15 protein-coding genes and 2 rRNA genes (1 of these 17 cut by a window edge) are annotated in these 22,478 nt (G+C 49.5%); 14 read left to right on the top strand and 3 right to left on the bottom strand.

Features of this window, described 5'->3' with window-relative positions:
* Nucleotides 1–40 precede the first annotated feature (40 nt).
* The 9 genes from ACJJIZ_RS21400 to ACJJIZ_RS21440 all read left to right on the top strand — a co-directional run bounded on the left by ACJJIZ_RS21400 (nucleotide 41) and on the right by ACJJIZ_RS21440 (nucleotide 11,908).
* A complete protein-coding gene (locus tag ACJJIZ_RS21400; protein WP_444912093.1) occupies nucleotides 41–1,423 on the top strand; it encodes an MATE family efflux transporter in 1,383 nt (460 codons plus the stop codon).
* Nucleotides 1,424–1,626: 203 nt separating this feature from the next.
* Nucleotides 1,627–2,937 carry a YHYH protein gene (locus ACJJIZ_RS21405; protein WP_444912092.1) on the top strand — a complete coding sequence of 437 codons (1,311 nt, stop codon included), beginning with the start codon at nucleotides 1,627–1,629 and terminating at the stop codon, nucleotides 2,935–2,937.
* Between the two features lie 709 nt (nucleotides 2,938–3,646).
* Nucleotides 3,647–5,011 (top strand): YHYH protein, encoded by a 1,365-nt coding sequence (locus ACJJIZ_RS21410; RefSeq protein WP_444914792.1) that lies wholly within the window; start codon nucleotides 3,647–3,649, stop codon nucleotides 5,009–5,011.
* Nucleotides 5,012–5,041: 30 nt separating this feature from the next.
* Nucleotides 5,042–6,589 (top strand): YHYH protein, encoded by a 1,548-nt coding sequence (locus ACJJIZ_RS21415; RefSeq protein ID WP_413664339.1) that lies wholly within the window; start codon nucleotides 5,042–5,044, stop codon nucleotides 6,587–6,589.
* Between the two features lie 30 nt (nucleotides 6,590–6,619).
* On the top strand, nucleotides 6,620–7,162 hold the full coding sequence (locus tag ACJJIZ_RS21420) for a hypothetical protein (RefSeq protein WP_413664338.1): 543 nt from the start codon (nucleotides 6,620–6,622) through the stop codon (nucleotides 7,160–7,162).
* 283 nt (nucleotides 7,163–7,445) lie between these two features.
* Complete coding sequence (locus ACJJIZ_RS21425; protein WP_413664337.1) at nucleotides 7,446–8,744, top strand: YHYH protein; 1,299 nt, start codon at nucleotides 7,446–7,448, stop codon at nucleotides 8,742–8,744.
* 245 nt (nucleotides 8,745–8,989) lie between these two features.
* A complete protein-coding gene (locus ACJJIZ_RS21430; RefSeq protein ID WP_444912090.1) occupies nucleotides 8,990–9,511 on the top strand; it encodes a hypothetical protein in 522 nt (173 codons plus the stop codon).
* 267 nt (nucleotides 9,512–9,778) lie between these two features.
* Nucleotides 9,779–11,227, top strand: a complete 1,449-nt coding sequence (locus ACJJIZ_RS21435; protein ID WP_413664335.1) for an ATP-binding protein — start codon at nucleotides 9,779–9,781, stop codon at nucleotides 11,225–11,227.
* A 6-nt stretch (nucleotides 11,228–11,233) separates the two neighbouring features.
* Nucleotides 11,234–11,908: a response regulator gene (locus tag ACJJIZ_RS21440; protein WP_413664334.1), complete on the top strand. Its 675-nt coding sequence runs from the start codon at nucleotides 11,234–11,236 to the stop codon at nucleotides 11,906–11,908.
* Between the two features lie 34 nt (nucleotides 11,909–11,942).
* Here ACJJIZ_RS21440 and ACJJIZ_RS21445 read toward each other — a convergent pair whose 3' ends face one another.
* The gene (locus ACJJIZ_RS21445; RefSeq protein WP_444914793.1) at nucleotides 11,943–13,709 is read right to left on the bottom strand and encodes an aminopeptidase P family protein; all 1,767 of its coding nucleotides are present in this window, start codon (nucleotides 13,707–13,709) and stop codon (nucleotides 11,943–11,945) included.
* Nucleotides 13,710–13,986: 277 nt separating this feature from the next.
* Here ACJJIZ_RS21445 and ACJJIZ_RS21450 point away from each other — a divergent pair, with 277 nt between their 5' ends.
* The 5 genes from ACJJIZ_RS21450 to ACJJIZ_RS21470 all read left to right on the top strand — a co-directional run bounded on the left by ACJJIZ_RS21450 (nucleotide 13,987) and on the right by ACJJIZ_RS21470 (nucleotide 18,825).
* Nucleotides 13,987–15,570, top strand: a complete 1,584-nt coding sequence (locus ACJJIZ_RS21450) for a peptide chain release factor 3 (protein ID WP_413664332.1) — start codon at nucleotides 13,987–13,989, stop codon at nucleotides 15,568–15,570.
* A 63-nt stretch (nucleotides 15,571–15,633) separates the two neighbouring features.
* Nucleotides 15,634–16,251: a 1-acyl-sn-glycerol-3-phosphate acyltransferase gene (locus tag ACJJIZ_RS21455; protein ID WP_444906448.1), complete on the top strand. Its 618-nt coding sequence runs from the start codon at nucleotides 15,634–15,636 to the stop codon at nucleotides 16,249–16,251.
* Between the two features lie 11 nt (nucleotides 16,252–16,262).
* Nucleotides 16,263–17,030: a TSUP family transporter gene (locus tag ACJJIZ_RS21460; protein WP_444914794.1), complete on the top strand. Its 768-nt coding sequence runs from the start codon at nucleotides 16,263–16,265 to the stop codon at nucleotides 17,028–17,030.
* Nucleotides 17,031–17,034: 4 nt separating this feature from the next.
* A complete protein-coding gene (locus tag ACJJIZ_RS21465) occupies nucleotides 17,035–17,385 on the top strand; it encodes a hypothetical protein (protein ID WP_282934336.1) in 351 nt (116 codons plus the stop codon).
* Nucleotides 17,386–17,415: 30 nt separating this feature from the next.
* Complete coding sequence (locus ACJJIZ_RS21470; protein ID WP_444914795.1) at nucleotides 17,416–18,825, top strand: M20/M25/M40 family metallo-hydrolase; 1,410 nt, start codon at nucleotides 17,416–17,418, stop codon at nucleotides 18,823–18,825.
* Between the two features lie 792 nt (nucleotides 18,826–19,617).
* Here the strand turns inward: ACJJIZ_RS21470 and rrf are convergent.
* A 5S ribosomal RNA gene (rrf, locus tag ACJJIZ_RS21475) occupies nucleotides 19,618–19,733 on the bottom strand.
* A gap of 203 nt (nucleotides 19,734–19,936) precedes the next feature.
* Nucleotides 19,937–22,478 (bottom strand): 23S ribosomal RNA (locus ACJJIZ_RS21480) (it continues 340 nt past the right edge of the window).

Below are 22,478 nucleotides of genomic sequence, written 5' to 3' on the forward strand. Positions count from 1 at the left end.
CGACTTCCCAACCCCCTCGTTGGATTGACAAGAGTTATACATGTCTCTATCAAAAAGCAGCCCATCACTGCTGGAAGGTTCAGTTTCCAGTCACTTACAGAGACTGGCACTACCCATGGTCTGGGGAATTCTCGCCGCCATGTCCTTTAATATCGCCGATACCTATTTTGTCTCCCAGCTGGGCGATGGCCCCCTGGCGGCGATGAGTTTCACCTTCCCGGTAGTGATGGCCATAAACAGCTTTGCTATCGGTCTCGGCGCAGGTACTTCTTCGGCTGTGGCCCGGGTTTACGGCGCAGGGGATATAAAGAACGTTCGCCGCCTGGTAACTGACGCATCTGTACTGGCACTGCTGATTGCTGTTGTGATTACTGCAGTCGGCCTGGCCACCATGCGCCCTCTATTTGAGCTGCTGGGCGCCGGCCCCGATATGCTTCCGCTTATTGCCGATTACATGATCCCCTGGTATCTGGGAACCATCTTTGTCATTGTCCCGACCGTCGCGCTCGCTGCTCTTCGCGCCATTGGTAACAGCGCGGTAACCGGCCGTATTATGGTGGCGGTAGCCCTACTGAACCTGATTCTCGACCCCATTTTGATTTTTGGGCTTTTCGGCTTTCCCCGGCTTGAGCTCCAGGGAGCAGCTATCGCTACGATTATCGTGCGCGCCCTGAGCTTTATTGCTGCACTTTACTTCATCATCAAAAAAGAACACCTAATGACAGCCCCACAATGGCGGCTGAGCGGCCTACTCGAATCCTGGCGCAAAGTGTTGGCTGTCGGGCTTCCCGCTGTGCTCACCAATGTCATTATTCCCGTATCGGGAGGTGTTGTCGTTGCACTCGTTGCCGTGCACGGCGAAGATGCCGTCGCGGGCCTGGGAGTCGCACTCCGAGTAGAACCCCTGGCACTGATTGTATTTTACGCACTTTCCTCTGTGGTCGGCCCCTTTATGGGACAGAACGCCGGGGCGGAAAAGACCGACCGCCTGCGGGAAACCGTGAGAGTACTGGCAAGATTTTGCCTGGTATTTGGAGCGGGACTGGCTGTGCTTCTCTACTTTGTTGCAGAACCTATCGTAAGTCTGTTCAGTGATTCCACTGAAGTTCTCGCCGTCGCTGTTGCCTACCTGACCCTGGTACCTCTCAGCTATGCCGGGTACGGCTTTGTAATGTCTGCCAATGCCGCATTCAATGGACTCGGGAAACCGCTGCCTGCAACTGTCATTTCTTTCCTGCGGGTACTGGGTCTCTACCTACCCCTGGCCTGGATTGGAAACAGCCTGTGGGGCATGACCGGCCTGTTTGTCGCTACAGCAGCATCCAACCTGATTCTCGGCTTTGTTTCCTGGTGGTGGCTGCGCCGCGATACGCACCAGCGCACAGCAGAGACAACATCCAGCCCCGAGCTGTCAACCAACTGATCGATCTGTGGGCCGAATCACTCCTGATTCGGCCCATATCCATCCACCACCCCTAAAAACACAACACAAGGAAATCAGTGCCTTAACGGGCAGCGTACACATTACTTCCCATTTTTGCCGATAACTTCAAATTCCTCCAAACCCCGGCAGACAGCAACATAGCCCGCCTTCTTCTCTTACTGCGAAACATGGATGGTGATTCGATGAGGCTTCAGGAGATTTCCCCCCTTCAAACCCGCACCCTGTTAATCAACACACTGGCAATTTTTCTGGCCTGCACACCTTTAACAGGTTGTGACAATGACGATTCAGACCCACCCCCTTCAGACGACGATACTGGCGATGATAGCAGCCCCTGGGTGCTAAATACCGACGATGAACGGGCGCCTTACATCTACGAAAGCAATAGTAATGAGCAGGTCCTGGTCAATGTACAAAGCATCGAAACTGTCACTGTCGGCGGCAGGGAATACACTCAAGTCACAGCATCCGGAATCCCGGATTATGAAATTGAAATCACCACCGCTATCTACGACGAGCTAATCAATCGCCCCAAGGCGAGCACCGACTTTGTCTACGGCAGCCCCACAGTACAAATTGGCGATATCGTGAGTTTTGGTCAGGATATCGGCTTTAGCAGCAATCCACATACCTGCTACGCCGAAGCGGGTTTTGGATTCTGGCCGCCGGGCCCAGTCTGCCCAGAAAATGTTTCCCACAACAGCTATTTTCCAACTGAGCCAGAGGTCTCAGAAGAAGCTTGTGAAAGTGGACTCGGACCGCAGGGCTATTGGGTCAACGGCACCTCTATCTACCAGTGGAGCGATGGACAGTCCGTGAATGGTACCTGGCATACTCTGGCACCGGTCGCTGAGATGTACGATGTTGATATCTGTGGTGGACACGCTGCTCGGGGAGACTATCACCACCACTTCTACAGCGATTGCCTGGCCGACTTGGTTGGAGACACTGGAGATAGCCACTCCCCCGTCTACGGGTTTACCGCTGATGGCTATCCCATTTATGGCCCTTGGGAGGCCGATGGTGTACTTGTAGTAAGTAGCTGGGTCACTAGAGACTATGACGATGCCGACTCTACCAGCGGCTGCGGGATTGCCGGTGAGCGCAGTTGTTTACTGGTAGATGAATACGATTTATCACAGGGCACAAATACACTTGCCCAATCCGGCCCCAGTACCAGCGATACTTTTACGTCCCTATCAGGCAACCTTTTTCAAACCACCACCGGTTTTTTTTACGAAGACTATTACTGGGACTCCAATTTGACCAATCAGGAGGGCGCTTATCTGGATCAATACAATGGGCACAGTGACAGCGAGCGTGGTTATCACTACCACCTAACGGTAGAACTGAATGATGAAGGGCAGCTGACACCATCATTCCCCTATACTTTTGGGCCCCGCTTTTACGGCAAACTCGATGACCAGACAATTGTGAATGTTTGCTCCGATGAAGTCGGCGGAGGTTTTCCCCCTGGCCCACCGCCCATGTAACTAGCCCAGCAGAAAACAGCTTACCTATATCACCTATAAATCATTGATAAAGCCCCACGCCAGCCTGGAACCGGTTAAAGCTTCCAGACTGGCGACTCTCCCAAATACAGTCTCAGAACCCAGGCCTCTGCTTTCAGTAGCTGGCTTCACTAAATACAGCCAGCCAACTACTAGGGAGCCTCTGAATAACTCCGTGATACCTCTGGCATGCAGAGCGGTTCACAATCAAGGCGCGGCTTCGCAGGAATGTCTAGACCTTTCAAGAAGTCGCAACGCGGAGTGTGAACCGCTCTGCAAGCCCCGAAGGGCGGGCCTTGAAGGCCACAGCTGCTGCGTTGCAGCTCTTGCAAAGGGCTACGGCCATTCGCGGCGAGCTGCGCCTAACATCTGCAGCCTTCAAGACCCGCAGAGGCATTACGGAGTTATTCAGAGGCTCCCTAGACCTTTAAGTCAAAAAAAATATCGAAAGAATAATATTTTATTTAAATTAAATACAAAGAAAGTCATTAACGAAATAAGTAATTTTCCAGCAAATAACTTTTTAACTGTTGATACAGAAAGAAAAGCCATCCTTTTGAACTTACGCACAAACTAAGCAGAAATAGAGAGCCAATTTAACCCTTTGCAAATTAGGTTAATATTTATCCACATTTTCTCCACTTTTATCCGCTAATTTCTGGACTAACCCCCATCTAGTTCACGGTGTGCTATGAAATTAACGGAAATTTTTGACACGGACCGAAAGTCCATTTTGCCTTATGTAATATCTCTGGTATTACTTTCCGGCGTACTCCAAGCATGCGGTGGAGGCGGCAGCTCTTCATCTGATTCAGATTCGTCATCTGAAGATACTAGCGACAGCGGCTCAGATTCCGGTGAGGATAATGACGATGACGATTCATCAGATGATAGTGACAGCTCAGACTCGAGCACCGATAGCGGGGTTTGGATTCTAAATACTGATGATGAGCGCGCACCCTATATCTATGAAAGTAACAGCAATGAACAAGTACTAGTAAATGTTCAGAGCGTTGAATCTGAAACTGTCGACGGTAAAGAATACACTGTTGTATCAGCAACCGGCATTCCAAATTACACTATCGAAATTACACAAACTGTTCTCGATGCACTCCTGGAACGTCCAAAAGCATCCTCTGACTTTTTAACCGGCAGCCCCTATGTCAGCGTTGGTGATATTGTCAGTTTTGGGCAGGACATTGGATATAAAAGTAATTCGTCCTGTGGTGCAGAAGCTGGTTATGGCTTTTGGCCACCGGGGCCTGTCTGTCCTGAAAATGTTTCCCATGTTGGCTATTTTCCCGTTGAACCTGAACCTGCAACTGACAGTTGTGAAACTGGTTTAGGGGTACAGGGCTACTGGGTAAATGGAACCTCTATTTATCAATGGAGTGACGGGATGAGTGTTGATAATACATGGCATACACTCGCCCCCCTAGCTGAAGTCTACGACGTTGATATTTGCGGTGGTCACGCGGCAAACGGTGATTATCACCACCATTTTTACAGTGAATGCCTCGCAGAGATGGTCGGCGATATTGGTGACGACCACTCTCCAATCTATGGCTACACCGCCGACGGCTATGCAATTTATGGCCCTTGGGAAAGTGAGGGTGAATTAGCGGAAAGTAGTTGGGCTGTTCGAGATTACGATGATGCCTCATCCGAAAGTGGCTGTGGTGTCGCCGGCGAGCGCAGCTGCTTATTAATCGATGAATATGATATTTCCCAAGGCGTGGAAACTACTTCTAATACTGGCCCAACTACAAGTGATTCATATACCTCCGCGTCCGGAAATGAATTTGAAACAGCTGCTGGTTTTTTCTATGAAGATTATTATTGGGACGAAGAACTTACAGCTCAAGGTGGAGTCTATTTAGATCAGTACAATGGCCATTCGGATGATGAGCGAGGATACCATTATCATCTTACCGTCACTGTCGATAGCGATGGACAATTAATCCCCGCCTTTCCCTTCACTTTTGGACCGCGCTTTTACGGAAAATTGGATGACCAAACTGTTGTCAGCCGATGCTCAACAACCGTGGGGCGGTAACCAATAAAGATAAATTGAGGTAACCTTCTCGTGAAAATTAACGGGTACTTTCTTGCCGGCTCATTAGCCTGGCTAACTGCAGCCAGTGTTGTGGCTCAACCTAATCCCAACTCTGGGCATAACAACGATCAACGTTCGGTTAGGGAAGTACCTGTTCGCAATAGCAATGGAAGAAACTGGCAAAACAACAACTCGATAAATTCAGAAAACACTAGAAATAACACTGCAGATTCCTCCACCGACTCAAACAGCAATACAGTTGAAGAGGAAAGTCCAACAGATACTACGGTAGATAATCCAACAGAAACAACTACCGACGAAACAAGCAATACATCGAATAATAACGAGGACACTTCTTCGGACGTTAACGAAGACAATTCCGGCTCCTCAGATAATTCGACAATTTCAGGTAACGAAGAAAGCTCGGTAACAGAGAGCTCCGGTACTACCTGGATTATCAATTCAACTAACGAACGCGCCCCCTATATTTACGAAAGTAACAGTAATCAGCAGGTTCTGGTTAATGTGCAAAGTATTGAATCTGTAACCGTTGCCGGAAAGGAATATACCCGCGTATCTGCTACCGGTATCCCGGACTACCAGATTGAAATAACCCAGGAAATACTAGACGCACTCATCAGCCGTCCAAAAGCCTCTACAGACTTCGTCAATGGCTACCCCTTGGTACAAACTGGTGAGGTTGTTAGCTTCGGCCAGGACATCGGCTATCGCAGTAATTCCAGCTGCGGCTCAGAAGCCGGTTATGGCTTCTGGCCCCCAGGTCCCGTGTGCCCCGAAAACGTCGACCATGTAGGCTATATTCCTGCTGAGCCTGAGGCATCCACTGACAGCTGTGAAACTGGGCTCGGTGTACAGGGTTACTGGGTAAATGGAACCTCAATTTACCAGTGGAGTGACGGACAGTCCGTAAATAACACTTGGCATACCCTGGCTCCCATGGCAGAAGTCTATGACGTAGATATCTGTGGCGGCCATGCAGCTAACGGCGATTACCACCATCACTTTTACAGTAATTGCCTGGCTGAAATTGCCGGGGACACCGCCGATGGACACTCCCCTATCTACGGCTATACCGCCGATGGCTACGCAATTTACGGTCCATGGGAAGACGCAGGTGTGCTAGCTAAAAGCAGCTGGGCAATACGGGATTACGACGATCCCCGTTCAGACACCGGCTGTGGCGTTGCCGGGCAACGCAGCTGTCTGCTAGTCGATGAATATGATATTGATCGTGGCGTATCCAATACAAATAACACCGGCCCCACTACCAGCGGCAGCTACACCTCTCAATCCGGAAACGAATTTGAAACTCCGGCAGGTTTTTTCTACGAGGATTATTACTGGGATGAAAGCCTGACAGCGCAAGGTGGCGAATACTTGGATCAATTTAATGGACACACTGACAGTGAAAGAGGTTATCACTACCACCTGACAGTTACACAGGATAACAATGGCCAACTAATCCCAGCTTTCCCATTTACCTTCGGCCCGCGCTTTGCCGGCAAGCTGGATGACCAAACTATCGTCAATCGCTGCTCAACCACCGTTGGCCGCTAACTCATATTCAAGCTTGGGAGTAAGAGTTAAATGAAAATGCACAGGTTCTTTATCGCTGGGTCTTTGGCCTGGATTTTTTCAGCCTCTATGACCGCGTATGCGGCACAGCCAAATCCTCACGCAGGCCACAATGGCGATCAGCATCCGGTGATAGAGATACCTCTGCATGTTGCCGCTCCCAGAATCGAACTGGACATGAGCCGCGACGATATGTCCGGCTATAACCTACATATTGACTACGATCGGTTTGAGCTGGAATCCCCTCGCTTTGCCAATGACGATTCTGAGCAGTTTCTGGAGGGGCACGCCCACCTTTACATCAATGGGGAAAAAATCCAACGTCTTTACGGCTCGGATTTACATATTCCCGGAAAATTACTAAAACCTGGTTTTAACCAAGTCACCGTGACTCTCAATGCACACGACCACAGCACTTGGAGCCGCGGTGGAAAGCGAATACTGGCAACCTTATTTGTTCACCTCGATAAGAAAGAGCTGGTATTACACCGCTTTTCAACATCACCTATCGGGGGCAACAAACAAATAGCCAAAGTCAGCCGACCTGATAATTAGATTAAGATCTGGAATTTTTCAAAGAAAGAATTGGAGCTAATACCCAAAAAAATATTTAATTAATAGCCGGCCCAATAATTAAAGGCTACTTAGGCTATTTACAATAAAGCAATAAGATATTTTTACCTGACTCACGGAGTATCGCTTTTGAACGCAGTGCACAAATCTGAAAAAAATTAAGACGATAAAGAGGATATAAAATGTAGCTAGCAGGCCATCCACATTTCATTCACTTTTGTGCGCTAGGTTCGGGGAGCAACTCCTCCATATGCCACGGTGTGATATGAAAATAATTAAAATTTTTGACCGGAATGGCCATCCTACACTCTCTTATACACTAGCGTTGATAATATCTCTCGGAGTTCTTCAGGGATGCGATAGTGGCTCTTCCTCAGATGAGGATGGCGATGATTCTTCTGAGACCTCCTCTGAAGAGTCAGATTCCAGCACTGATACTGGTGTCTGGATTATGAATACTGATGACGAACGCGCGCCTTACATTTATGAAAGTAACAGCAATGAGCAGGTTCTGGTCAACGTCCAGAGCGTAGCATCAGAAACCGTAGATGGCCGGGAATACACCGTTGTATCAGCAACCGGTGTTCCCGACTACGAGATTGAAATTACTCAAAGTATTCTAGACGGACTACTTGAACGTCCATTAGCCTCCTCTGATTTTGAAACCGGCAGCCCCACTGTCAGCGTTGGAGATATTGTCAGCTTTGGGCAAGATATTGGCTATACGGGTATTGGCACCTGTGATGTAGATGCCGGCTATGGATTTTGGCCACCAGGGCTCGTTTGCCCAGAGAACGTCTCTCATGTCGGATACATCCCTGTCGAACCCGAGCCCGCAACGGAGGAGTGCGCAACGGGGCTCGGCGTACAGGGCTACTGGGTAAATGGCGTCTCTATTTATGATTGGGGTGATGGTCAATCAGTGGATGGCACCTGGCAAACCCTGGCACCGGTTGCTGAGGTCTACGATGTGGATATCTGTGGTGGACACGCCGCAAACGGAGATTACCACCATCACTTTTATAGCGATTGCCTAGCCGATCTTGTTGGCGATATAGGTGACGACCACTCCCCTGTCTACGGCTATACCGCCGACGGCTATGCAATCTATGGCCCCTGGCAGAGTGAAGGAGAACTCGCAGAAAGCAGCTGGGCTGTACGAGATTATGACGACCCCAGCTCCGAGAGCGGTTGCGGCGTAGCAGGCGAGAGAAGCTGTCTCTTGGTGGATGAATACGACCTCTCCCAAGGAGTCGAAACAACATCGAATACCGGCCCCACGACAAGTGGCTCTTATACCTCCCTGTCAGGCAATGAGTTCACTACAGCAGCGGGCTTTTTCTACGAGGACTATTACTGGGACGAAGACCTGACTAATGAAGGCGGAGTATATTTGGACCAGCATAACGGTCACTCAGATGACGAAAGGGGATACCATTACCACCTGACTGTCACTGTCGATGATGATGGTGAGCTTGTCCCCGCCTTCCCATATACTTTTGGCCCCCGCTTTTACGGCAAGCTAGATGATCAAACTATTGTCAATGAGTGCTCAACACAGTAGTTCAGCGGTGCACTAACATTGAAGGCCAAGCCACTTTCCTAATACGCCGGAAATCTCCCTGGAGTCGCAGTAAGTGTAAGCTTTGCGGTCCCTTGTTTTTACGGGGACCGACACCCCAGGTAATGGAAGTAACTGGAGCAATAGCACCCGATAGACTAAAAGCACTGGTAACCAGAAGTATTCACAGCAACAGCAGTTTGAATGAAGTATGTTGCCCCATCGCCAAACCTGGGAGTGAGACAATAATGAAAATTCTTCGAGCCGTTCTTATCGGGTCTTTTATCTGGGGAATAACCAACCTTGCTACAGCACAGCCAGACTCACACACGGGCCATAACGGCGACCAACACCCAGTAGTCGAGATCCCTTTACACAATGCTGCACCGCGCATCGAACTGGACATTAGTCGCGATAAAATGTCCGGATATAACCTACATATAGACTACGACCGGTTCGAATTAGAATCCCCTCGCCACGCCAATGATGCCTCAAAGCAATATCTGGAAGGTCATGCCCATCTCTATATCAACGGTAAGAAAATACAGCGAATCTATGGTCCAGACTTACACCTTCCCGACAAGCTGTTTAAATCGGGCTTCAACCAAATTACTGTCACTCTTAACGCCCATGACCACAGTACCTGGAGCCGGGGAGGGAAGAGAATTCTTGCAACTCTATTTATCCGGCTCGATAAGCCCGATCTGATATTGCATCGTTTTTCTACATCTCCAATAAAGCCGGGAGTAAGCACAGGCAAACCGGGATAATAATAGAAGTAACTACCAGTAAGGACTCAATCTCTCCTACCGACTCAGGGCATGGAGGCCCCAAGAACAGCTTTGGATAACCAAGCTAAGCTTATTGGCACTTAGCTTGAGCTCTTATCGTGAGACTCTCGGAGTGTTAAAAGATTGCCCTGATATTTACAGTAAGTGTAGGCTTGATCTTCTGAGCCGCGTTTCCTCAGTGGAAACAGAGTAAAATGCACCTGAGCTCACTGTGAACACAGGCTACTGAAATCCAAGCTACCGGCTATGTCGTTAAATATTCGCTATAAACTAAGCCTCGCTTTCTTATTGACTACAGCAATTACTGTTGGCGGAATGTTCGTATTCTTTCAGTGGAGCTTTAAGCATGGTTTTATGACCTATATCCAGTCTCAGGAGCTTCGCGAGGTCGGCGATTTAGTAGATGAGTTACAAGAAATCTACGCCAGCGAAGGAAGCTGGCAATCTATCGACGGCAATAGCAGGCGCTGGCAAAGACTCCACAGACGCGTGATGTCCAGTCACTTTGAGGATATGCCACCCCCACATCGTCCACCTCCGGGTACGAGGGGCCCCCGCCGCCCGCCTGAGCCCCCACCTGAACACGCAGTGGGCAAGTCGCTTAATGCCCGCCTGGTCCTGTTGAACAAAGAGAAAAGACCTCTGATAGGTCGTTATTCAAGATCTGAGAACATGGTAATGCAGCCTCTGGTTGTGGATGGAGAAACCGTTGGTTACCTGGCTATCAATCCACTACCGGTGTTAGATGATGATTTGGCCGTAGGGTTTGTTAAAGAGCAATCGCGGACTTTCGCTCTTATCTCTGTTGCCACCTTCATTCTGGCACTAGCCATTGCCATCCCCCTTGCCTGGCAGCTGGTAAGGCCCATCCGTAAGCTGACCGAAGCAACATCCCATCTTACATCCGGCAACTTTAAAACCCGTATTGATATAGAGCAACGAGATGAGCTGGGCCAATTAAGTGCTGACTTTAATCGGCTCGCCGCAACGCTGGAAGCAAACGAACATGCTCGAAACCGATGGATGGCAGATATTTCGCATGAGCTGCGCACACCTCTCGCAGTATTAAAAGGGCAGATTGAAGCCATTCAAGACGGTATCAGATCAGCCACACCAGAGAACCTGCGTATACTGCACAGCAAAATTCAACAATTGAGCCGCCTGATAGATGATCTCTATGAGTTGTCTCTCTCCGACGCGGGGGCACTAAGTTACTGCAAGTCCGACATCTCCCTGGAAAATATCCTACGAAGTGTTATCGAAGACTTTGAAATTCCATTCGACCAGAAAGGTATTCGCTTGGGCAGCGACCTCCAACTATCGGAAGATAAGTTAGTCTACGCAGATGAAGCACGCCTCAATCAGTTATTTAGCAACCTGTTAACCAACAGCCTACGCTACACCGATAGTGGGGGACAACTCAAAGTAACTGCGCGCTGTGAAGCCCGAACAGCCATTATCACTTTCGCCGACTCCGCCCCCGGTGTTGCCAGTGCTGATATACCACACCTGTTCGAGCGCCTGTATAGAGCAGATAGTTCACGCAGCCGGGAAACCGGCGGTGCGGGTTTGGGGCTATCAATTTGCCAAAATATTGTTACAGCACACGAGGGTAGCATTTCTGCAACTCCGTCCACTATGGGCGGTCTTGAAATAAGTATTTTTTTACCCCTAAGCCAAAGGATTAAATGGTAGGAAGTTATGAGCGCCAAAATATTAATAGTCGAAGATGAAACCGAACTTGCGCACCTACTACTGGATTATCTTCATGCCGCCGACTATCAAGCCGAGATCATTTCTGATGGTAATCAGGTTATCCCCAAAGTGGAAACTATGAAACCGGATTTGATCCTTCTCGACCTGATGCTACCTGGGCGGCATGGGATGGAGATTTGCGAAGAGATTCGCCAAAAAGGCAACGACGTTCCAATTATTATAATGACTGCGCAAATTGAGGAACCCGATCGTTTGCGCGGCCTGGAATCCGGTGCCGACGACTATGTTTGTAAACCCTACAGCCCCAGGGAACTCGTCGCACGGGTGAAAGCGGTGTTGCGCCGTCGACCACAAAAGGGCGAAGTCGGAAATGGTGGCATCGAACTAGATAGAAATACCGGGCAACTGCGAATCGGAGGTAAAGACGCCAACCTTACTGCGCTGGAGTTCCACCTATTTGACCTACTTTACAGTGAGCCCGGTCGAATTTTTTCCCGCGAACAAATCATGGACCGCATCTATTCCGATTACCGCGTAATCAGCGACCGAACTATTGATAGCCACATCAAAAAAGTGCGCAAAAAAATATCAGTGCTTATGCCTGAAAAAGAGTTGATTCACTCTGTCTACGGTGCTGGCTATAAGTTTGAGATAAATTAATTATGCCTGGGGGCACGCAGCCCCCAGATTCACACTACAAAGCTTCAGTAGCCAATTTTAACCATTCAGCAGTTTTTTCAGTAACCAGCGGGGTAATCACATCTCGCACCCTCTGGTGGTAGCGATTCAGCCATTCCCGTTCAGTCTCAGTGAGTAGTGCCACGTCAATCAAATTACGATCGATCGGAGCTAACGTAAGTTCTTCAAACTCTAGAAAATCTGGATAATTTTCACTCTTTTTCACAAACACCAAATTTTCAATACGGATGCCGTACTGCCCAGTGAGATAAAACCCCGGTTCGTTGGAAACGATCATCCCCGGCTGAAGAGCAACACCTGTCACAGCCTTACCTATCCGCTGTGGCCCCTCGTGAACACTTAAGAAACTACCAACACCGTGACCGGTACCGTGGGCATAATCCAGACCCACCTCCCACAGCGAACGGCGTGCAAGCGCATCAATTTGCTCTCCACAAGTCCCCTTGGGGAATCGCAAAGTCGCAATTGCAATATGTCCCTTTAAAACCCGGGTAAAATTTTCTTTTGCCGAAGGCGGGAACTCACCCAGAGCGACTGTTCGGGTAATGTCAGTGGTGCCATCTGGATATTGGCCTCCAGAATCGCACAGATATACCCCTTCTGGCTTCATAGCCAAACTGGATTCAGGGCTCACCCGATAGTGAACAATGGCCCCATTCGGACCATAGCCGGAAATTGTCTCAAAACTGTTGCCCTGAAAGCCTTCGCGAGCCTCTCTTTTACTTCGTAAAAGCTTTACTGCGGACAATTCGTCAAAATGGCCTGTGGCAACCTGTTCAGGTATTTCCGCCAGGAATTCACACACCGCAGCACCATCCCTTTCGTGTGCAGCCTGGCTGCCTGCCAGTTCAATCGCATTCTTACAGGCCTTGGCTTCAGTGACCGGGTCACCTTCCAGCATTAGTTCAATATCCAGTGCCCGCAATTGCTGTAAAGTACAACTGTTGCTAATCAGGGGATCTATCCATATTTTATTGACGTGGCGGCGCTTAATATTTTCAAATAATTCCCCTTTGGCCACGACTAAACTTACATCTTTATCCAAGTGCTCAATCAACGCATCCCCTACAGCGCCCTCCCCCAAATAAAGAGTTGCACTGCCATCCCGGTAAAGTACTGCATTGGCCAAGGCCACTGGTAAGTGCGGAATATCCTCTCCTCGGATATTAAAAAGCCAAGCACAGCTTTCAGGATTTGGTAGCCATAAAGCATCGGCTCGTTTTTCTGCGAGACGTCGGGCAATCCTCTGCCGTTTCTCTTTGGAATGCTCACCAGTAAAGATGAAGGGGTGTGGGCGTGCAGGCCCACAGGGAGATGCGGGGCGGTCATTCCAGATGGCATCAATCGGGCTCTGTTCCATCGGCTGTAGTTGGATATCCCTTTCAGCCAATCGCTTCTTGATCAAGGCCAATCCCGGCTCCGTGTGCAGTCGCGGGTCATACCCCAGAGACTGACCAGCATCCAGCTGACTACATAGCCACTCAATGATCGCGACTTGACTGAGGCTCATTAACTCAATGGGTTGATCACCAAGTTGTTGCTGCGCCTGCAAGGTATAGCGACCATCAACAAATAATGCCGCTTCTCGACTGCCTACCGCAGCCATTCCTGCGGAACCAGTGAAACCTGTCAGCCAGGGCAGTCGCTCATCTGCCGCAGGCACACTTTCATTTTGGTACTCATCAGCCCGGGGTACCAAGAAAGCATCGACACCCTGCCGCTGCAACTCTTCCCGCAATGCCTGTAAACGCTCCCGGCTCATAACCTCTCCCCTTCAATAACTGAGTTTGCCACTGCACCGCTAAAAGCTCCTCGATGACTGTTGGCCACAACAGAGTACAGTGTTAATCCAAATGGATTTGAGCAAATTGTCCAGGTGTGCCAGTCCCGCTGGCAACTCAGCCCATTGACATGACCCCATTCGCCGAGCTGGTAAACTGACAAGTCTAATTTCGCAGTATACCCCACCCTCGGAGCAACGCCTGCGTGTATAATACGCCCCTATTTTTTTCGAATATCCAGTGATCGAATCTTAAAGTATGGGTCAAAGTTCTTCCCTGGCAGGCTTTGCCGGCCGCCGCACCTTCGCCATTATTTCCCACCCGGACGCCGGTAAAACAACCGTGACCGAAAAGCTTCTTTTGTTCGGGAATGCAATCCAGCAAGCGGGCTCCGTTAAGGGGAAAAAAGGTCCCCACGCACGCTCTGACTGGATGACGATGGAACAGGAACGCGGTATTTCTGTTACCTCTTCCGTTATGCAGTTCCCCTACAAAGAGAGGACTGTAAACCTACTGGATACACCGGGGCACGAAGACTTCTCTGAAGATACCTACCGGGTACTCACCGCCGTCGACTCCGCACTGATGGTGATTGACGGGGCCAAAGGTGTGGAAGACCGCACCATCAAGTTGATGAATGTGTGCCGCTTGCGAACCACACCGATTCTCTCATTTATCAACAAACTCGACCGGGATATTCGCGACCCGATCGAGGTAATGGATGAGATTGAAGAAGTTCTGAATATCCAGGCTGCCCCTATCAATTGGCCTTTGAGTTCAGGAAAAGGTTTCAAGGGGGTTTATAACCTCTACACCGATACCATCCATGTATTCTCCCAAGGTCAGGGCCACAGAATTCCCGATGATATTCAAATTAAGGGTCTGGATTCCGCTGAGGCTGACGCACTACTTGGCGAGTACGCCGAGGATATTCGGGAAGAGATTGAATTGGTTCGTGGAGCCACTCATGAGTTTGACCAGGAAGCTTATCTTGCTGGTGAACTGACCCCGGTATTTTTCGGTACGGCCTTGGGTAACTTTGGCGTAAGGGAAATGCTCGATGGTTTCGTTGAATGGGCGCCCTCACCCCAATCTCGGGAAACCAAAGAGAGAAAAGTAGAGCCCAGCGAAGATAAATTTTCCGGCTTTGTTTTTAAAATCCAAGCGAATATGGACCCCAAACACCGCGATAGAATTGCCTTTATGCGTGTCTGCTCCGGCACCTACAATCGTGGTATGAAAATGAAGCATGTGCGCATTGGCAAGGATGTAAAAATTGCCGATGCGGTGACATTTATGGCTGGCGACCGAACCCACGTAGAAGAAGCCATTGCCGGCGATATTATTGGTTTGCACAATCACGGTACTATCCAGATCGGCGATACCTTTACCGAAGGCGAAGCACTGAAATTTACCGGCATTCCCAATTTCGCCCCGGAGCTGTTCCGTCGCATACGTTTAAAAGACCCTCTCAAATTAAAGCAATTACAAAAAGGGCTTCAGCAGCTTTCTGAAGAGGGGTCCACCCAGGTATTTTTCCCGCTGGATAACAACGACATTATCGTGGGCGCAGTTGGTGTACTACAGTTCGAAGTAGTCGCTTACCGATTAAAAGACGAATACAAAGTTGAAGCCATCTACGAAAACGTCAACGTGAACACTGCGCGCTGGGTAGATAGTGAAAGCGCCAAAGAACTAGAGAATTTCAAGCGCAAGGCCAGTACCAACCTGGCACTCGATGGCAGCGGACACCTGACCTACCTGGCACCGACGCGCGTTAATTTACAATTGGCTGAAGAGCGCTATCCGGAAGTTCGCTTTTATGCCACGCGGGAACACTAAAGCAGCAAGGCTAAATACCTTTGCTGAAACCTTAGTGTGACAGCAGTAAGAAAGAGGCAAATAATGAGTCAGTTTGTAGAAATACCTACTGAAGTACCCAATGAAGTACCTCGGCTGGGCAATCGCATCACCAAAGCTATTGGCAAGTTGATAATCAAGGTGCTCGGCTGGCGAATGGATGGGGAAATCCCTCCAGAAAGAAAAGTCATGGTGGCTTTGGCTCCCCACACATCCAATTGGGATTTTGTGGTTGCCATGCCATTTATTATGGCATTGGGTATTAAAATTTCCTGGCTCATGAAAAAGGAAGCTTTTTTCTTCCCGTTTAAAGGACTATTTATGTGGCTTGGAGGTGTTCCTACCGATAGGCGCGCCGCAGGTAATATCGCTCTACAAGTTGCATCGAGTTACCGGGAAAATGAAAAAATGTGGGTGGGGATTACTCCCGAGGGGACCCGCAAAAAAGTAGGGCGCTGGAAGAACGGTTTTTTAAGAATTTCCTATACCGCTCAAGTTCCTATTTTGCTTGTTGCCTGGGACTTTCCCAATAAGCGTATTTGTATTGACTCCCTGTACCAGCCTATCGGTGATCTGGAACAGGATATGGCAGAGATCCAAAAGCGCTTTAGCAAGTATCAGGGGTATTACCACGATAATGAAAGTACTCTTGAAAAGGGGTAACCAGTCCACTCGTGATACAGTTAAGTAGTGAGTTTTCTACTTATACCTACCTGATACTGACAGTAATCGCCTTTACCGCAGGCTTTGTCAGTGCGATCGCCGGGGGAGGGGGAATAATCACCCTCCCCGCTTTACTCTGGGCCGGCATTCCCCCACTCGATGCTCTCGGTACCAATAAGTTTCAAAGCGTCTTTGGCACCCTATCATCCACCATTAACTTCCTGCAAAAGGGCCAGTTGAATTTACGCCCCCTCTGGCCAGGACTACTTGCTGCAATTATCGGTTCCTGCCTAGGCACCTTAACAGTCGCTTCACTTGGGGAGGCTGGCCTCAATACCTTACTTCCCATCCTGCTCATTGCTATTGCCCTCTACTTTATTCTGTCCCCTCGCATTTCCGACATTGACTCAAAACCCAGAATCAGTAACGTTACTTTTAATCTAGTTGTTGGCGGTGGACTCGGCTTTTACGGGGGCTTCTTTGGCCCTGGGATGGGGTCTATCTGTGCAGCCGCCTTCGCAGCGCTACTCGGCTACAATATGCGTGCGGCTACGGCATCAACAAAACCTATTGTGCTCGCTACCAATGTGACCTCTATGCTAATTTTTATCGCTGGAGGCCATATTTTTCTATTGCTCGCTATCGCTATGTCTTTTGCCCAGGTTGTAGGAGCTCGTCTCGGCTCCAACCTCGTGATTGCAAGAGGTGCCAGTATTATCAAACCGGTAATCATTATTGCCACCATTGCTGTGGCAATAAAACTATTAGTGGAGGATTGATATCGTGACCTGGCTGGCAACGCTTATTCTTTCTTTCATTGCCTTTGTTATTGTGGTTTGGGTTCTTATGCACCTGCGCAGACCCAGATTTCGAATGGACCGAGGCAGTTTTGTTAAGGGCCTTGAAGATGTAATCACCGGGCAAGCCAGCGATACTGAATGGCGAGCACTCCTCGCCTGCCCAATGCGACACGACCCAAAGCTTGAAGAGATGCGACAACGTTGCCTCAATATTGAAGACAGCGAATATACTGGCGAACCGCCCTACTTATTTACAGAAAAAGGCCTGCGTAAGTTACGTGAAATTCGCGAGCAACTGATCGCGGCCTCATCAAATAACGAGCCAAAAGCTTAAGACTGAAGAGTATTAACAAAGGATAGACCGATGTTGAAACCACTGCTTTCCCTTACCGGGGGACTGATCACTACCATGGCACTGGGAATAGCCCAGGCAGCCCCTCTGTCACAGGAAGATGTATCTGTGGCGGAAGTATTACGTGACCGGGCACTGGAAAGCTCCGACGCCTACAGTATTGTAGAGTCTTTGACCGTCGAGGTTGGACCACGACGGACAGGCACTGAGGGTGATGAAAGAGCCGTTGCCTGGGCACAAGACAAAATGAAGGCATTTGGCTTTGATCGCGTCTATACCGAGCAAATTGAGGTACCCCGCTGGATTCGTGGCCATGCTCACGCCGAAGTCATATCCCCTTTCCCCCAGCCACTAGTTGTCTCCTCCCTCGGCTATGGCGCCGCCACTCCTGAGGGAGGGTTAACAGCGGAAATTATTGAGTTTCCCGATGTGCAGGCCCTGTTGAAGGCCCCGGCCAGCCAAGTGAAAGGTAAAATCGCTTTTATCAATAAGCGTATGGAGAGAGCGCGCACGGGGGATGGCTACGGCCCTGCGGCGCAAGGCCGCAAGTTGGGAATGCGCGCTGCCGCTGAAAAAGGGGCTGCTGCCATGCTGTTGCGCTCCGTAGGAACCGATTCAGACCGATTTGCACACACCGGTATGATGTCGATTGATGATGTGGAAAACCCAGTTCCTGCACTCGCACTTTCCGCTCCTGATGCAAACCTGCTCGAGGCTATGCTCCAACGCGGCAAGCCAGTCCAGGTAAAACTTGATGTTGAAACTGAGCGACTGAGTGACGGCCCCTCTTTTAATGTCATCGGTGAGATTACTGGCCGTGAGCAACCTGAAGAAGTCATGATTATCGGTGCGCACCTGGATTCCTGGGATGAAGGCACCGGGGCCTTGGACGACGGAGCTGGGGTTGCCATTGTTATGGAAACTGCACGTCTAATTGCTGAGCTGCCACAGCGCCCCCGTCGTACCTTGCGAGTCGTGCTGTTTGGCGCAGAGGAAATCGGATTGGTAGGTGCTAAGCAGTATGTTGAGGCACACGTAAAAGAACTGGACAATATTATTGCCGTCTCCGAATCAGACTTTGGAGCAGGGAAAGTCTGGCGTTTCGATACCCGTCTCCCTGAGAGCAAATTTGATATTGCAGATCAAATGATGCAACTCCTCGCCCCCCTGGGTATTGAGCGCGGAAATAATGAATCTTACGGTGGCCCAGATAGCAGTGTGTTTGTTGCGCGCGGTGTGCCAGCCTTTGGTCTATACCAGGACGGCACCGACTACTTCGATTATCACCACACACCCAACGATACCCTGGATAAAGTCGACCCTGAGAATCTTCGCCAGAATGTAGCGGCCTGGGTTGTAATGTCTTTCCTAACCACAGAAATGGAAGGAGACTTGGGCCGAGTTCCTACTGCCTCTGAATAAATAAAAGATACAGACGATATTTTTAAAGCCCCACCTGGTGGGGCTTTTTTTATCCCCAAATTTTTCTTCTCTCGAATACTGGCGTACCAATCAGTCGCAGTAATCCACAGATTTATCGCTCATAACACTGTTAATAACTGATGTCCGTTTTATGGCGTCTTTGTTACCAACAGAAACCATGGATAGAGCTGTGTATAACTCCGGGATATCCCCGGCCAGCCCCGTGATTGCTTGGCTCTATTGAAGGCGGGTAAAAAAGCAGCACTTTTTGCGCGGATTTCCACAGCCAGGTGTTACTAACAGAAAGTCTGGATAGAGTTGTGTATAACTTTAATAAACGGGCTACAGGCCCCGTGGTTACAGGGGATTACTGCAGAGACTAAAAAATCACCGATATTTTTATGGGCTAATTTTAATTTTTGGCGGGAGTGGTATGGGTACTTTTCTGAGTTTTACGCGAGTTATTTTTGTTGGATTATTTTTTGAGTGAGTGTAAAGGCGTTTGGAGAGAAGAACGGTAAAGAGCTATTTTTATAGGCTTTTTAAGGCACTTTGATAATTTTAGCTTTTTCTTTTTTATTTACTGACGGACTTTTAAATAGAAGGTTGAGCATTAAAGTTTTCAGAACTATTTTATTTTTTCTATTTAATTTCGACTAAGTAATTCCTGCTTCCCCTTTCTTCCTTCCCTTTCTTAGTTTTTTTGTTTTTGTTTTTGTTTTTGTTTTTTTAAAATATTTTTCAGTCATAAAAAAAGGGCCACCCTATTGGGTGGCCCTTTTCGGATTAGAAGCCTGACGATGACCTACTCTCACATGGGGAAGCCCCACACTACCATCGGCGATGTTGCGTTTCACTTCTGAGTTCGGCAAGGGATCAGGTGGTTCCACAACTCTATTGTCGTCAGGCAAACTGGCTTGGGTTGGCGTTGGTCTTATAAGCAAAGTGCTTGGCCTGCCGCGTTATCGCTGTTTGCCTCGGTCATGTTATTGACCGGCGATAACCCCAAATAAGTCGGTAAAACAATCTGTAGTAATACACCGCAAGCGATCGTATGTCTCTAACTCACAATCCGCTAGCTTAGCTAGTCGTTAGTAACCATCTCTGTTGTATGGTCAAGCCGCACGGGCAATTAGTACTGGTTAGCTCAACGCCTCACAACGCTTCCACACCCAGCCTATCAACGTGGTAGTCTTCCACGGCCCTTCAGGAGGCTCAAGGCCTCAGGGAGATCTTATCTTGAAGGAGGCTTCCCGCTTAGATGCTTTCAGCGGTTATCCCGTCCGAACATAGCTACCCGGCAATGCCACTGGCGTGACAACCGGAACACCAGAGGTTCGTTCACTCCGGTCCTCTCGTACTAGGAGCAACTCTTCTCAAATCTCCAACGCCCACGGCAGATAGGGACCGAACTGTCTCACGACGTTCTAAACCCAGCTCGCGTACCACTTTAAATGGCGAACAGCCATACCCTTGGGACCGGCTTCAGCCCCAGGATGTGATGAGCCGACATCGAGGTGCCAAACACCGCCGTCGATGTGAACTCTTGGGCGGTATCAGCCTGTTATCCCCGGAGTACCTTTTATCCGTTGAGCGATGGCCCTTCCATACAGAACCACCGGATCACTATGACCTACTTTCGTACCTGCTCGACATGTCTGTCTCGCAGTCAAGCGCACTTATACCATTATGCTCATTGCATGATTTCCGACCATGCTGAGTGCACCTTCGTACTCCTCCGTTACTCTTTGGGAGGAGACCGCCCCAGTCAAACTACCCACCATACACTGTCCTCGATCCGGATAACGGACCAGAGTTAGAACCTCAAACATACCAGGGTGGTATTTCAAGGACGGCTCCACAACAACTAGCGTCGCTGCTTCAAAGCCTCCCACCTATCCTACACAAATAGGCTCAAAGTTCAGTGCAAAGCTGTAGTAAAGGTTCACGGGGTCTTTCCGTCTAGCCGCGGGTACACTGCATCTTAACAGCGATTTCAATTTCACTGAGTCTCTGGTGGAGACAGCGTGGCCATCGTTACGCCATTCGTGCAGGTCGGAACTTACCCGACAAGGAATTTCGCTACCTTAGGACCGTTATAGTTACGGCCGCCGTTTACCGGGGCTTCGATCAAGAGCTTCGCCGAAGCTAACCCCATCAATTAACCTTCCGGCACCGGGCAGGCGTCACACCCTATACGTCCTCTTACGAGTTTGCAGAGTGCTATGTTTTTAATAAACAGTCGCAGCCACCTGGTCACTTCGACCGGCCTCAGCTTAGGGAGCAAGTCCCATCACCAAAACCGGCGTACCTTCTCCCGAAGTTACGGTACCATTTTGCCTAGTTCCTTCACCAGAGTTCTCTCAAGCGCCTTGGTATTCTCTACCTGACCACCTGTGTCGGTTTAGAGTACGATTCACTATTACCTGAAGCTTAGAAGTTTTTCCTGGAAGCAGGGCATCAACCACTTCACCCACTAAGTGGGCTTCGTCATCAGTTCTCAGCCTTAGGGACCCGGATTTGCCTAAGTCCCCAGCCTACAACCTTAAACATGGACAACCAATCGCCATGCTGGCCTAGCCTTCTCCGTCACTCCGTCGCAGTAATAGCGAGTACAGGAATATTAACCTGTTTCCCATCGACTACGGCTTTCGCCCTCGCCTTAGGGGTCGACTAACCCTGTCCCGATTAGCGTTGGACAGGAACCCTTGGTCTTCCGGCGGGGAGGTTTTTCACCTCCCTTATCGTTACTCATGTCAGCATTCGCACTTGTGATACCTCCAGCAGACCTCCCGATCCACCTTCAACGGCTTACACAACGCTCCTCTACCATGCTCCTAAGAGCATCCGCAGCTTCGGTTATCAGTTTGAGCCCCGGTATATCTTCCGCGCAGGCCGACTCGACTAGTGAGCTATTACGCTTTCTTTAAAGGATGGCTGCTTCTAAGCCAACCTCCTAGCTGTCTGGGCCTTCCCACATCGTTTCCCACTTAACTGATATTTGGGACCTTAGCTGGCGGTCTGGGTTGTTTCCCTTTCCACGACGGACGTTAGCACCCGCCGTGTGTCTCCCGCGATTGCACTCCTCGGTATTCGGAGTTTGCATGGGGTTGGTAAGTCGGGATGACCCCCTAGCCCAAACAGTGCTCTACCCCCGAGGGTGAGACGCGAGGCGCTACCTAAATAGCTTTCGAGGAGAACCAGCTATCTCCCGGCTTGATTAGCCTTTCACTCCGATCCACAGGTCATCCCCTAATTTTTCAACATTAGTGGGTTCGGTCCTCCAGTTGATGTTACTCAACCTTCAACCTGCCCATGGATAGATCGCCGGGTTTCGGGTCTATTGCCTGCAACTAAACGCCCTATTAAGACTCGATTTCTCTACGGCTCCCCTAAGCGGTTAACCTTGCTACAGACAATAAGTCGCTGACCCATTATACAAAAGGTACGCAGTCACCCCGAAGGGCTCCTACTGCTTGTACGTATACGGTTTCAGGTTCTATTTCACTCCCCTCTCCGGGGTTCTTTTCGCCTTTCCCTCACGGTACTGGTTCACTATCGGTCAGCTGGGAGTATTTAGCCTTGGAGGATGGTCCCCCCATATTCAGTCAAGATAACACGTGTCCCGACCTACTCGATTTCACTCTAAATGC

It is taken from the genome of Microbulbifer maximicatervae (SeqCode), assembly GCF_052467225.1.